This is a genomic window from Roseovarius sp. BRH_c41 (assembly GCF_000961715.1).
In the GTDB taxonomy this organism is placed as follows: Bacteria; Pseudomonadota; Alphaproteobacteria; order Rhodobacterales; family Rhodobacteraceae; genus Roseovarius.
In genome coordinates, this window is record NZ_LADY01000036.1 from 1 (window position 1) to 13,346 (window position 13,346).

Below are 13,346 nucleotides of genomic sequence, written 5' to 3' on the forward strand. Positions count from 1 at the left end.
GGCCCAAGCGAATTGTCCGCCTCGATCAAGGTCAGATAGCTGCGGTGGGTATGGGCCAGAAAGATCATCTGGCGGGTCACATAGGTGCCCGGATCATGGGTGTCAGAAGTGTTGCCATCATGCACACCCCAACGGAACGTGCCGCCCGGCGTCGGGTTCGCAGCAGCGGACGTGCCCCATAGACCAGTGGCAGCCGAGGCCGTTATACCTGCAGCTGCGGCGAAATGCATGAAGGAGCGACGCGAGATATCGCCGGTGCGCGCTGCCTGTGCGAGCCGGTCCAAAAGGACCTGATCGGTTTTCTTTTTCATTTGGTTTCCCTGTCTTGTTTTGAATCTGTCATTGGTGAGGCCGCAGCATCAGCCCACACTGAAAGCTTCCTTTTCAGTGGGGCTGCAAGGATGCTCAAATACGACATGTTTCTAACAGAACACGAAATGCCCCTTGTTTCCAGTGCTTAATCCAGCAAAGGAGAAGCTTTAAAAGGTCATAAATGCTGAGGTTTTCTGAGATTTCGCCGAGTTTTCTAACTGCGACGCATCCGTAGCTTGGCAAAGTAATCGAGACGTTTCTTGAGCTCACGCTCGAACCCTCTCTCGACCGGCTGATACAGAACCGGGCGTTTCATGGTCTCCGGAAAGTAGTTTTGTCCCGAGAATCCATCCTCTGCGTCATGGTCATAAGCGTAGCCTTCGCCGTAGCCCTGCTCCTTCATCAGACGGGTTGGAGCGTTGAGGATATGTTTGGGCGGAGGCTCGCTTCCGGTTTTCTTTGCCTCGCGCAGCGCCGCCTTGTAGGCCGTATATCCAGCGTTGGATTTCGGCGCGAGGGCCAGATAGGCCACAGCCTGAGCCAGCGCCAATTCGCCCTCGGGGCTGCCGATCCGCTCATAGGTTTCCCACGCATGCAGGCAGATCGATTGCGCCTGTGGATCAGCGAGGCCGATATCCTCGATCGCCATGCGCAGGATGCGTCGTGCGAGATATCGTGGGTCTTCACCACCCGTCAGCATCCGGGCCAGCCAATAGAGCGCGGCATCAGGATCTGAGCCGCGCACGGATTTATGCAATGCCGAGATGAGGTTGTAATGCTCGTCACCCGACTTGTCGTATTTTGCCGCGCGTTTCATCAGGCGGGTGGCAAGGGCGCTGCTATCCAGTTTTCCCTCGACCTTCCACGCCGCCACCTGTTCGATCAAGTTCAAGAGCGCGCGGCCGTCGCCGTCAGCCATTTCAAGCAAGGCCTCGCGCGCCGGACCATCGAGCGGCAAGGCGCGGCTCAACTCTTGTTCGGCACGTTGCGCGAGGCGTTCGAGATCAGCGAGCACTAAGCGCGTCAGAACCAAGACCTGTGCCCGGCTGAGAAGGGCGGCGTTCAACTCGAAACTCGGGTTTTCCGTGGTCGCACCAACCAAGAGGATCGTGCCATCTTCCATATGCGGCAGAAACCCATCCTGCTGTGCCTTGTTGAACCTGTGGATTTCGTCAACGAAAAGCAGGGTGCCGCGGCCCTGAGTGCGGCGGTGCTTGGCCTCTTCGAACACTTTGCGCAGTTCCGGCACGCCGGTAAAAATCGCACTGATCTGGATGAAATGCAGATCGGTTTCGTCAGCCAACAGTCGGGCAATGGTGGTCTTGCCCACGCCGGGCGGGCCCCAGAAGACCAGCGAGGAGAGGCTGCCGGAGGCAAGCATCACGCCGAGCGGGGCTTCGGGGCCAAGCACCTGATCCTGTCCGATGACATCAGTGAGACGACGCGGTCTGAGCCTGTCGGCCAAGGGGCGAGGGCCCGTGTCGGGACGCGGCGTGTCGCCTGTATCAAAGAGATCCGCCACCGCTCAGATCCGGAACCGCAGCGCCATGCGCCGGCCACCACGCTGCACCTCAAGGGCCAAGGTCGTCTCGGCGCGCTCCAACGCCTCGGCGGCACTTGCACTATCAGGTGTGGTGCGACCATTGACGGACCGCAAGATATCGCCGGCGCGTAACCCGGCACGCGCACCGTAGGGGCCGGGATCATCCACAATCACCCCCTCCGACAGAAGTGGAAGGCGGTAGTCCTCGATCACGGCGGGGTTGATTGTCGACAAGAACATTTGAGGGATTGCAGCACGCGGGCTGGTCTCCAATTGGTTGCGCGGTGGGGTGTCGGGGGCGGCGATCATGTCCACCTCGATCTCTTGCTCAACGCCATCGCGCAGGCGGGTGATTGTGGTCTTGGACCCGATTCCGGCCAGAGACATGCGATAGATCATCTCTGCGGGGCTGTTGACGGGCTGACCGCCGACCATCGTGATCACGTCGCCGGGGCGGATGTCGCGGACAAAGCTGCTGAGGGGATGCACCTCGGAAATCACGATGCCGTCGGGGCGGGCGATGCCAAGCCCCTCGGCCATATCCGGGGTTACAGGCTGACCACCCAAACCCGCCCAAGGGCGTTCAAATGTCGTTTTTCCATCCCGTGCCTGTGCCACGAACTGTGCCACCAAGGCCGAGGGAATGGCAAAGCCGATACCGTTCGATCCGCCCGAACGCGACAGGATTGCTGTATTGATTCCAATAAGATGGCCGTTCACATCGACCAAAGCACCGCCCGAATTTCCGGGGTTGATCGGTGCGTCGGTCTGGATGAAATAGCCACGTGCGTTGCCGGTGGCCGTGCCAGAGCGGGCGAGGCCGGAGACGATTCCGCTGCTGACGGTTTGGCCCACGCCAAAGGGGTTGCCGATGGCCAGCACCAATTCGCCGACCTGCACGGTGTCGCTGTCGCGCAGGGTGAGGGCGGGCAGGACCGGTGCATCCTCGATCTGGAGGACGGCCAAATCCGCCTCTTCATCGCCCAAGAGGACGCGGGCGGCGTATTCGCGGCGGTCATTGAGGACCACGCGGATATCTGTAGCCTCACCCACGACATGATAATTCGACACGACGATACCATCCTCCGAGAGGACCACGCCGGACCCAAGAGAGTTTTGAACGCGCGGGCGCGTTGCGCCGAAGTCATTGAAAAATCTCTCGAAAAACGGGTCTCCCCGGAATGGGCTGGCGCGGGTGGCGACGACGCGGCTGGCGTAGATATTCACCACTGCCGGAGCGGCCTGTTGGACGACCGGGGCAAAGCCCAACTGAATTTCGGCCGGCGTGACCGGCACGCGGGTTTCGGCGTGCGGCAGGCCGGGAAGGGCCAATAAAACAAGGCAGAGAAGGCGGACCATGACAGGCTCCCCAAGGGTGATCTTGGCCTTTGAGATATGCTGGGAGTGGCGCGGCAATGCAAGGCTTTGCGGCCTCTTGCGGTGGCATATCCCCGAGGGCCAACATGCAAAACCCCCGCCGGTGAGGGCGGGGGCGTATCTGTAACCACTTGAAATGGTTATAATCTTATTCGTCGTCAGACATTTCAAACGCTGCGACGCGGGCCTTGTCGGCGGCGCCTTTGGCGTCGACGTCACGGTCCACGAACTCGATGATGGCCATGGGTGCCATGTCACCATAGCGGAACCCGGCCTTGAGAACGCGGACGTAACCGCCCTGACGCTCTGCATAGCGCGGTCCGAGAATGTCGAACAGTTTGGCCACATAGGCATCCTGCTTGAGCTGGCTCGCAGCCTGACGGCGCGCATGCAAATCCCCACGTTTTCCGAGGGTTATCAGCTTTTCGATGATCGGACGCAGTTCTTTTGCCTTGGGCAATGTGGTCTTGATCTGCTCATGTTCGATGAGCGAGCCGGCCATGTTCGCCCACAGCGCCTTGCGGTGCTCGTGGGTGCGGTTGAGGCGGCGGTATCCTCTTGCGTGACGCATTTTCTATCTCCTAAGCGTTTTTGCTTTGTCCGGCGGTCTGATGCGTGTCAGCCGCTCTCCTTGGGGCGGGATTGCCCGGGTCGTGATGCGTACATGGCGTACCATGTGTACGCGGGTTTTGTACACTGGGTTGAACGGTGCGCGGAGGCTGCGCACCGCCCAAAATCTTAGAACGCGTCTTCGAACTTTTTGGCGAGGTCTTCGATGTTGTCTGGCGGCCAATCCTCGACATCCATGCCAAGGTGCAGACCCATGCCCGAGAGAACCTCTTTGATCTCGTTGAGCGACTTGCGGCCAAAGTTCGGGGTGCGGAGCATCTCGGCTTCGGTCTTTTGGATGAGATCGCCGATATAGACGATGTTGTCGTTCTTGAGGCAGTTCGCGGAGCGGACCGACAATTCCAACTCGTCCACTTTCTTGAGCAGGAGCGGGTTGAATTCGAGACCGTCGTCGTCGTCCTGACGGCTGGCCGATTCGGGTTCGTCGAAGTTCACGAAGATCGACAGTTGATCCTGAAGGATACGCGCGGCGTAGGCCACGGCGTCATCCGGGGTGATCGAGCCGTCGGTTTCGATCTTCATGGTCAGTTTGTCGTAATCGAGAACCTGACCTTCGCGGGTCGGCTGGACCTCGTAGCTGACCTTGGAGATCGGCGAGTAGATGGCGTCAATCGGAATGAGACCGATGGGTGCGTCCTCGGGCTTGTTCTTGTCAGCCGAGACATAGCCCTTGCCCTGATTCACGGTCAGTTCCATGAACAGGTCAGCACCTTCGTCGAGGTGACAGATCACATGGTCCTTGTTGAGGATCTCGATGCCTGCGCTGTCGGAGATGTCACCGGCGGTGACGACGCCCGGACCCTTGGCATTGACCGAAAGACGCTTGGGCCCTTCGACTTCCATGCGGATGGCCACGCCCTTGAGGTTGAGAACGATGTCGGTCACGTCTTCGCGGACACCGGCCACCGAGGAGAACTCGTGCAACACGTTGTCGATCTGCACGGCGGTGATGGCCGCCCCTTGCAGCGAGGACAGAAGAACGCGGCGCAGCGCGTTGCCCAGCGTGAGACCAAAGCCGCGCTCGAGCGGCTCGGCGATCAGAACCGCCTGACGCAGCGGGTCATTGCCCGGTTTCACGTCAAGCTGTGTCGGCTTGATCAGTTCAGCCCAATTCTTGTGGATCATGCGTCCCTCCATTCTTGCTCTGTTCCCATGTCCAAAGGTCCAGAACGCCCGAGGATGTAAAATGACGAAAAGGGGACCGCGCCATAGCGCGGCCCCACCTGGATAGATGTTGTATCAGACCCGGCGGCGTTTCGGCGGGCGGCAGCCATTGTGAGCCATCGGGGTCACATCACGGATCGAGGTGATGTTGAAGCCAACGGCGGCCAGCGCGCGCAGCGCCGACTCACGACCCGAACCCGGACCCTGAACTTCGACGTCGAGCGACCGCATGCCATGTTCCTGCGCCTTTTTGCCTGCATCTTCGGCAGCCATCTGAGCGGCGTAGGGCGTGGATTTACGCGAGCCTTTGAAACCCATGGTCCCGGCAGAGGACCATGCGATTGCATTGCCCTGCACATCCGAGATCAGGATCTTGGTGTTGTTGAAAGACGAGTTCACATGAGCAACGCCGGTGGCGATGTTCTTGGAGACCTTTTTCTTGGTGCGTTTGGTATCGCGTGCCATATTGAATGCCCTCCCTTATTTCTTCTTGCCGGCAATGGCTTTTGCCGGGCCCTTGCGGGTGCGAGCATTGGTGTGGGTCCGCTGACCACGCACCGGCAGATTGCGACGGTGACGCAGGCCACGGTAGCAGCCCAGATCCATCAGGCGCTTGATGTTCATCTGGGTTTCACGGCGCAGGTCACCTTCGACGGTGAAATTCGCGTCGATGTGTTCGCGCAGGGCCAGAGCCTCGGCATCCGACAGCTCGTTCACGCGACGCGAGGTGTCGATGTTGAGGGCTTCGCAGATGGATTTAGCCGAGGAATGGCCGATTCCGGTGATATAGGTGAGGGCGATTGGAACCCGTTTGTTGGTCGGGATATTGACGCCGGCGATACGTGCCAAGTGCAGTTTCCTTTTTCGTTGCGGTTCCGTAGCACCAGAACCTTTTTTCACAACGTAAGCCCGAGGCGATCACGCACCGGGCCGCGGCTGATTTCAGATGAGCGATTCGCAATTCGGGGGCGACCCGGAAATAGAATCAATCTCGCGTTCGAGATAGGGCTGGTTAGGGGGAAATGAACGGAGCGTCAAGGCCCCGCCCCCCGGCATTGCCCTATTTGTCAAGTGCTTTGGCAATCTCGGCCTGAACGACATTGATTTCCGCGAGACCGTCGACCGAGGTCAGTTGGCCATGAGCGTAGTAATAGCCGATGAGCGGGGAGGTTTTCTTGTAATATTCCATCAGGCGGTTGCGCAGCGCGTCTTCGTTGTCGTCGGCGCGGCGCCTGACATCTGTCGAGCCGCATTTGGCGCATTTGCCATCGGTGGGCCAGGGTTTGGTGATGTCGTTATAGACCTCGCCGCAGTTGCCGCAGGTCGAACGGGCCGTGATGCGCTGAACGAGTGCTTCGTCATCGACACGCAATTCGATCACGGCCTCCAACGTCTCGCCCATCTCTTCGAGCAGGTCGGCGAGGGCATCGGCCTGTGCCAGCGTGCGGGGGAAGCCATCAAAAATGAAGCCGCCCTTTCGCTCCGCCTGCAATTGTTCACGGATGAGGCCGATCACGATCTCATCGGTCACAAGATCGCCGCGCGCCATGACATCGGCGACGATCCGCCCCATGTCCGAGCCGCTGTCCTTGGCGGCGCGCAGCATGTCGCCGGTGGAGAGCTGGATCATGTCGCGGCTCTCGACCAGGTAATGCGCCTGTGTGCCCTTGCCCGCGCCCGGCGGTCCGAGAAGGATGATATTCATCTGCGCGCCGGTGCTTTTCTGCGGGAGCGTTTCTTGCCCTTGCCGCTGAGCTGGGATTTCTCGATCAGCCCTTCGTATTGATGGGCGAGGAGGTGCGATTGCACCTGCTGGATCGTGTCCATGGTGACAGAGACCACGATCAGCACGGATGTGCCGCCGAAGTAGAAGGGGATCGCGAATTGATTGCGCAGCACCTCGGGCAGAAGGCAGACCGCCGCGAGATAGGCAGAGCCCAGAACCAGCACGCGGGCAACGACATAGTCGAGATATTCCGCTGTCCGCTTGCCCGGACGGATGCCGGGAATGAAGCCGTTCTGGTTCTTGAGGTTGTCGGCCACTTCATCGGTCTTGAACGCGACGTTGAAGGTGTAGAAATAGGCGAAGAACACGATCATGATCGTGAAGAACAGCAGATAGAGCGGCTGGCCGGGGCCGAAATAGGCCATCACGGTCGAGAGGACCGGATTGGTCGTACTGCCCGAGAAGGTGGTGATCGTCGCAGGCAGCAGGAGCAGCGAGGAGGCAAAGATTGCCGGGATCACGCCTGCCGGGTTGACCTTGACCGGCAGGTGCGAGGAGCCGCCGTCATAGATCTTCATGCCCACCTGACGGCGGGGATATTGAATGTGGATCTTGCGCAGGGACCGCTCCATGAAGACCACGAAGGCGATCACGGCGACGACCATCACCATCACGCCGACGATCACGGCGGGGCTGACAGCGCCCGAGCGGCCAGAGGCGAAGAACTGCGCCAGAGCGGCGGGAACCTCGGCGATGATGCCGACAAAGATGATCAGCGAGATGCCGTTGCCAACGCCGCGCGCGGTGATCTGTTCGCCCAGCCACATCAGGAACATGGTGCCGCCGACCAGCGTGATCATGCAGGAGACGATAAAGAACATGCCCGGATTCGTGACCATTTCGCCGGATTGCAGGCTGACGGCCAGACCGTAGGATTGCAGCGTGGCGAGGACGACCGTGCCGTAGCGGGTGTATTGGTTGATCTTCTTGCGACCCTGCTCGCCCTCTTTCTTGAGTTGCTCAAGAGCGGGCACCATGGCGGTCATCAACTGAACGATGATCGACGCCGAGATATAGGGCATGATCCCCAGAGCAAAGATGCCCATGCGCCCGAGTGCGCCGCCGGTGAACATCGACAGCATGCCGCCAATGGACGCCTGCGCGCCTTCCATGAATTCACGCAGCGCGATCCCATCAATCCCCGGCACGGGGATGAAGGTGCCCAGCCGGTAGACAATCAGCAGGCCGAGGGTGAACAGGATGCGTTTGCGCAGTTCGGTGGCCTTGCCAAGCGCGGACCAGCTAGTGTTGGCCGCCATTTGCTCTGCTGCAGATACCATTCGCGGGTCTCTTTCATGTGACAACGCCGCCTTGGGCTGTTTTCCAGCTCAGGCGGCGTCAAAGGAAAACTTGGGCCATATGTAAGCGGCACGGGTGCCGCTCACAACCTCTTATTCAGCCGCTTGCGCGGTTGTGACCGAGAGGGAGCCGCCGGCCTTTTCGACCGCTTCGATCGCAGAGCGCGAGGCGCCTGTAACCTGAATGGTCAGCTTGAGGGTCACGTCACCCTTGTTCAGGACGCGGATGCCATCGAGTTTGCGGCGCACCAGACCGGAGGCGACGAGCGCATCCTCGGTGATCGGGGCGGTTGCGTCGATCTTGCCGGCTTCGACGAATTTCTGGATCAGACCCAGATTGATGACGGCAAAGGATTTGCGGTTCGGCTTGGTAAAGCCGCGCTTGGGCAGACGCTGATAGAGCGGCATCTGGCCACCCTCGTAGCCACCGATCGAAACACCCGAACGGGATTTCTGACCTTTGATACCCCGGCCACCGGTTTTGCCCATGCCGGAACCCGGACCACGACCAATGCGCTTGCGCTTTTTGGTGGCACCGGGATTGTCGTGCAGTTCATGCAGTTTCATTGTCGCTATCTCCTTGCCGGATGCGGCCCCCAGCGACGGGAGCGGCCGAACGCGGCGTGTGTGGGTTGAGTCGGACCCCAAGACGGGGCCACCGGGGGCGTATAGACGCAGGGCGCGTCGGGATCAAGGGCTGAGAATGCGTTGGGTGTCGTGGTTTGCGCGCGCAGACCTCAGGGGATCTTGGCGACACTGGCCGGTGACCGGTGACGAAGGAATCTGCCACAACTTTTCAAGCACTGCGCCAGTCGGTAAGTCTAGGGACAGTTCACAACCAGATTTGACGTCTGATGGTTAAAGGTTCCTAGATGATGCGGTTTTTCAGCAAGTCCCCTCGGCCCGGTCCGGTTTCGGAACAGAAGCAAGAGGTGCGGTTTACCGCAGCGGATGCGGCCTTGGCGCTGGAGCAGAGAGGACCGCGCCTCTTGGAGTTTGTGGCGAATTGCGTCGAGCCTCAGGCTCTGGGGGTGGAGATTGGCCCCTTTGACCGCCCACTTTTGACCCGCCCGGAGTGGAATGTGCGCTATGCGGACGTCAATACGACGGACGACCTCAAATATCTCGCGGGTCGCAGCCCGCTGCGGCATGTCGAGAAGGTTGTCGAGGTGGATTACGTGCTGAAGTCCGTGTCCCTGCCGCGCGCGATTTCCGGGCATGGGGTCAAATTCGTCTTTGGATCGCATGTTTACGAGCATATTCCGAACCTTTTGGGATTTCTGCGCGACATCGCGACGGAACTGGGCCGCGGGGGCACAGTCATCGGTGCCTTTCCGGATCGGCGTTACACCTATGATATCGACCGCCCAAGAACGACATTGGGCCAGTTTCTGGACCGCGATGCGCGGGATATTTCCCAGCCGGACCCGCAGACCGTGTTCGATCATTTCTATCACAACAGAGAGGTCAAAGCGGGTCAGATCTGGACCAAGGGTGCGGATCACGGTGCGCCTCGGAGATTTTCCCTCGGCCATGCGCAAGAGATGATGCAGCAGGCCCAGACGCGCTATGTCGATGTGCATTGCAACGTGCTCACGGATCAGGAGTTTGTCGACCTGACGGAGGTCTTTCCAGAGCTTGGGATCAACCTGGGTCTGCATGCTTTGGTCAAGACCTATCGCCCGCTGCACGAATTCCACTTTTGCCTGAAGGTGTTGTGACGACGCGCCGCAAGGGGGCATGACCCCTCAACGCATGCGTCCTCTCTGGACATGTGGCGGGATCGCGATAGGCTGGGAGAACTGCCGTGACCGGAGGCCCGCGATGCGCGCTCTGACGCTCTGCCTTGCCCTGACGATCCTGCCGGGACCTGCGTCCATGGCGGCGACGGGATGCGCCACCGATGCGATGCTGGTGTTCGACGGGTCGGGGTCCATGGCGGAGGTGGGACATGATCCGACCGCCCCGACCCGGATTATCGAGGCGCGCGTGGCTCTGCGGCGGGTGATGCCCGAGATTGCGCCCTATCGGCGGATTGGCCTGTTGAGCTATGGCGCGGGGGGCAGTCATCCCTGTTCCGGGATCACACGCCACTTTGGCCCGATGCCGGATGCCGGGGCTGCGGTGGTGGCGGGGATCGAGGCGTTGACGCCCGGTGGCCTGACCCCGATTGCCGCCTCAGTCGCGGCGGCGGCGGAGGTCTTGGGCTATCGCACGCAGACGGGCATCGTGGTCTTGGTCACGGATGGCAATGAGACCTGCGGCGGCACGCCCTGTGCGCTCGGGACGGCGCTCGCGGCGGAGGCGCGCGACCTCACGGTGCATGTGATCGGATTTCGCGTGGTGCATGACCCGTTTTCGTGGAACAGCCCCGAGGCGAAGGGCTATGACGGGCAGACGGTTGCGAAATGTCTGGCGGATGCGACGGGAGGATTGTTCGTCTCGACCGAAACGGTGGACGAGTTGGCGGCAGCCCTGCGCGAGACGCTGGGCTGTCCGCTGATCGGCAGGCTGTGGGTGGAAGCCCCGCCGCGTCGGCGGGGCTGAGCGTTCAGGCCGTGAGGCCCTCGGGCTCTGTCAGACCATTTGCGCGGCAGCAGGCGGTGAGGGTATTGGCCAAGAGGCAGGCGATGGTCATCGGACCGACGCCACCCGGCACCGGGGTGATCGCCCCGGCAACAGCGGCAACCGAGGCGTAATCGACGTCGCCGACGAGGACGGTCTTGCCGTCCCGCTCGATCCGGTTGATGCCCACGTCGATCACAGTGGCCCCCGGCTTGATCCAGTCGCCCGGCACCATTTCGGGGCGACCGACGGCGGCCACAACGATATCGGCGCGGCGGCAGACATCGGCGATGTCCTTGGTCCGGCTATGGGCAATCGTGACGGTGCAGCTATCGCCCAAGAGAAGCTGTGCCATGGGTTTCCCGACGATGTTCGAGCGGCCAAGCACCACGGCATCCATGCCCGCAAGCGAGCCGTGATGGTCGCGCAGCATCATCAGGCAGCCCAAGGGCGTGCACGGCACCATGGATTTCTGGCCGGTGCCCAAGAGGCCCACGTTGGAAATGTGAAAGCCGTCGACATCCTTGGCCGGATCAATCGAATTGATCACCAGATCGGAATCGAGATGTTTCGGGAGCGGCAATTGCACGAGGATGCCATGCACGGTGGCGTCCTTGTTGAGCTGGTCGATCAGCGCCAGAAGATCGGCCTCGGACGTGTCTACGTCAAGTTTGTGTTCATAGGAGTTCATGCCCACCTCGACGGTCTGCTTGCCCTTGGAGCGGACATAGACCTGGCTGGCCGGATCTTCGCCCACAAGCACCACCGCGAGACCCGGCGTGATGCCGTTTTCCTCTTTCAGGCGCGTCACATGCGACGCCACCTTGGCGCGCACCTCTGCGGCAAAGGCCTTGCCGTCGATCACTTTAGCCGTCATTCGCAGCCCTTTCCTCATTCTTGAACTATTCACGCCCAACGCGTAGCGCCGCCCGAGGCACTATACCCCGGGCGGCGCTGTTCGGTTTGGCTTAAAAGAGACCTTCGATCTGACCACCCGCATTGAGACGGATCGTCTCGGCGGCAGGTTTGCTGGGCAGGCCCGGCATGGTCATGATCTCGCCGCAGACCACCACGACAAAGCCAGCACCGGCCGAGAGCCGCACTTCGCGGACCGGCACGGAGTGGCCGGTGGGCGCGCCGCGGCGGTTCGGGTCGGTGGTAAAGCTGTACTGCGTCTTGGCCATGCAGACCGGCAGGTTGCCATAGCCCTGCGATTCCCATTCCTTGAGCTGATTGCGGATTTTCTGATCCGCGAGCACCTCGTCGGCACGGTAGATGCGCTTGGCGATGGTCTCGATCTTGTGGAAGAGCGACATATCATCGGGGTAGAGCGGTGCAAAGTTGGCTTTGCCGGACTCGGCCAGTTCGACCACCTTGCGTGCCAGCGGCTCCGAGCCTTCGGAACCGAGTTCCCAGTGACGTGACAGCACCGCCTCGGCGCCGTGGCCCGCGACATACTCTTTCACGGCTGCAACCTCGGCGTCGGTGTCGGTGACGAAATGGTTGATCGCAACCACAACCGGCACACCAAAGGATTTGACGTTCTCGATGTGACGCCCAAGGTTGGGGCAACCGGACTTGACCGCGTCGACATTCTCTGCACCCAGATCGGCCTTGGCCACGCCGCCGTTCATCTTCATCGCGCGGACCGTGGCCACGATCACCACGCAATCGGGGGCAAGACCCGCCTTGCGGCATTTGATGTTCATGAACTTTTCAGCGCCAAGGTCGGCACCAAAGCCCGCTTCGGTCACAACGTAATCGCTGATCTTGAGGGCGGTGGTGGTGGCGATGACCGAGTTGCAGCCATGCGCGATATTGGCGAAGGGGCCGCCATGCACGAAGGCGGGGTTGTTTTCCAACGTCTGCACCAGGTTCGGCTGCATCGCGTCCTTGAGGAGCACGGTCATTGCGCCCTCGGCCTTGATGTCACGGCAGAAGACGGGTGTCTTGTCGCGGCGGTAGGCCACGATCATCGAGCCGAGACGGTCTTCGAGATCCTTGAGGTTCTTGGCGAGGCAGAGGATCGCCATGACTTCGGAGGCCACGGTGATGTCAAACCCGTCTTCACGGGCAAAGCCGTTGGACACACCGCCCAGCGAGGATGTGATCTGGCGCAGGGAGCGGTCATTCATGTCCACCACGCGACGCCAGACGACGCGGCGGGTGTCGATGTCAAGCTCGTTGCCCCAATAGATGTGGTTGTCGATCATCGCGCTGAGCAGCGAATGCGCCGAGGTGATGGCATGGAAATCGCCGGTGAAATGGAGGTTCATGTCTTCCATCGGCACGACCTGCGCATAGCCACCGCCAGCGGCCCCACCCTTCATGCCGAAGTTCGGCCCGAGGGAGGCCTCGCGGATGCAGACAGTCGCCTTTTTGCCGATCCGGTTCAGGCCATCGCCGAGACCGACGGTGGTCGTGGTCTTGCCTTCGCCAGCCGGCGTCGGGTTGATGGCGGTCACGAGGATGAGTCGACCGTTCTTGTTGCCCTGCACCGAATCGATGAACTTCTGGCTCACCTTGGCCTTGTCATGTCCGTAGGGCAGCAGATCTTCGTTGGAGATGCCGCGCTTTTCGCCGATCTCTTGGATCGGACGCTTCTTTGCCTCGCGTGCAATCTCGATATCGCTCTTGTAACCCATAGTCGTTTCCTTCCCTTGTCTGTTGA

13 protein-coding genes and 1 pseudogene are annotated in these 13,346 nt (G+C 60.8%); 2 read left to right on the top strand and 12 right to left on the bottom strand.

The window, feature by feature from the left end:
• The 10 genes and pseudogenes from VR71_RS10770 to rplO form a co-directional block, all read right to left on the bottom strand.
• Positions 1-311 (bottom strand): annotated as a pseudogene (locus VR71_RS10770) (peptide ABC transporter substrate-binding protein); the annotation flags it as partial.
• Positions 312-526: 215 nt separating this feature from the next.
• Complete coding sequence (locus VR71_RS10775; protein WP_045683780.1) at positions 527-1,834, bottom strand: replication-associated recombination protein A; 1,308 nt, start codon at positions 1,832-1,834, stop codon at positions 527-529.
• A gap of 3 nt (positions 1,835-1,837) precedes the next feature.
• Positions 1,838-3,214 carry a trypsin-like peptidase domain-containing protein gene (locus VR71_RS10780; RefSeq protein WP_045683782.1) on the bottom strand — a complete coding sequence of 459 codons (1,377 nt, stop codon included), beginning with the start codon at positions 3,212-3,214 and terminating at the stop codon, positions 1,838-1,840.
• Between the two features lie 166 nt (positions 3,215-3,380).
• A complete protein-coding gene (gene rplQ, locus VR71_RS10785; RefSeq protein WP_009816461.1) occupies positions 3,381-3,803 on the bottom strand; it encodes a 50S ribosomal protein L17 in 423 nt (140 codons plus the stop codon).
• A gap of 167 nt (positions 3,804-3,970) precedes the next feature.
• Positions 3,971-4,987: a DNA-directed RNA polymerase subunit alpha gene (locus VR71_RS10790; protein ID WP_009816462.1), complete on the bottom strand. Its 1,017-nt coding sequence runs from the start codon at positions 4,985-4,987 to the stop codon at positions 3,971-3,973.
• 114 nt (positions 4,988-5,101) lie between these two features.
• Positions 5,102-5,491, bottom strand: a complete 390-nt coding sequence (rpsK, locus tag VR71_RS10795; RefSeq protein WP_009816463.1) for a 30S ribosomal protein S11 — start codon at positions 5,489-5,491, stop codon at positions 5,102-5,104.
• A gap of 15 nt (positions 5,492-5,506) precedes the next feature.
• Complete coding sequence (rpsM, locus tag VR71_RS10800) at positions 5,507-5,875, bottom strand: 30S ribosomal protein S13 (RefSeq protein ID WP_045683785.1); 369 nt, start codon at positions 5,873-5,875, stop codon at positions 5,507-5,509.
• Between the two features lie 211 nt (positions 5,876-6,086).
• The gene (locus tag VR71_RS10805; RefSeq protein ID WP_045683788.1) at positions 6,087-6,731 is read right to left on the bottom strand and encodes an adenylate kinase; all 645 of its coding nucleotides are present in this window, start codon (positions 6,729-6,731) and stop codon (positions 6,087-6,089) included.
• Entirely contained in the window at positions 6,728-8,092 is a 1,365-nt protein-coding gene (gene secY / locus VR71_RS10810; RefSeq protein WP_040650356.1) for a preprotein translocase subunit SecY, read from the bottom strand. Before secY ends, VR71_RS10805 begins: the two co-directional genes overlap by 4 nt.
• Positions 8,093-8,203: 111 nt before the next feature.
• Positions 8,204-8,677, bottom strand: coding sequence for a 50S ribosomal protein L15 (rplO, locus tag VR71_RS10815; RefSeq protein WP_009816467.1), 474 nt, complete (start codon positions 8,675-8,677; stop codon positions 8,204-8,206).
• A gap of 305 nt (positions 8,678-8,982) precedes the next feature.
• Here rplO and VR71_RS10820 point away from each other — a divergent pair, with 305 nt between their 5' ends.
• Both VR71_RS10820 and VR71_RS10825 read left to right on the top strand, forming a co-directional pair.
• Positions 8,983-9,831 (top strand): hypothetical protein, encoded by an 849-nt coding sequence (locus VR71_RS10820; protein WP_045683791.1) that lies wholly within the window; start codon positions 8,983-8,985, stop codon positions 9,829-9,831.
• A 103-nt stretch (positions 9,832-9,934) separates the two neighbouring features.
• Positions 9,935-10,657 (top strand): VWA domain-containing protein, encoded by a 723-nt coding sequence (locus tag VR71_RS10825; RefSeq protein WP_045683792.1) that lies wholly within the window; start codon positions 9,935-9,937, stop codon positions 10,655-10,657.
• Between the two features lie 4 nt (positions 10,658-10,661).
• Here VR71_RS10825 and folD read toward each other — a convergent pair whose 3' ends face one another.
• A complete protein-coding gene (gene folD / locus VR71_RS10830; RefSeq protein WP_045683795.1) occupies positions 10,662-11,552 on the bottom strand; it encodes a bifunctional methylenetetrahydrofolate dehydrogenase/methenyltetrahydrofolate cyclohydrolase FolD in 891 nt (296 codons plus the stop codon).
• Between the two features lie 91 nt (positions 11,553-11,643).
• Positions 11,644-13,320 carry a formate--tetrahydrofolate ligase gene (locus VR71_RS10835; protein ID WP_045683798.1) on the bottom strand — a complete coding sequence of 559 codons (1,677 nt, stop codon included), beginning with the start codon at positions 13,318-13,320 and terminating at the stop codon, positions 11,644-11,646.
• Between the last annotated feature and the right edge of the window lie 26 nt (positions 13,321-13,346).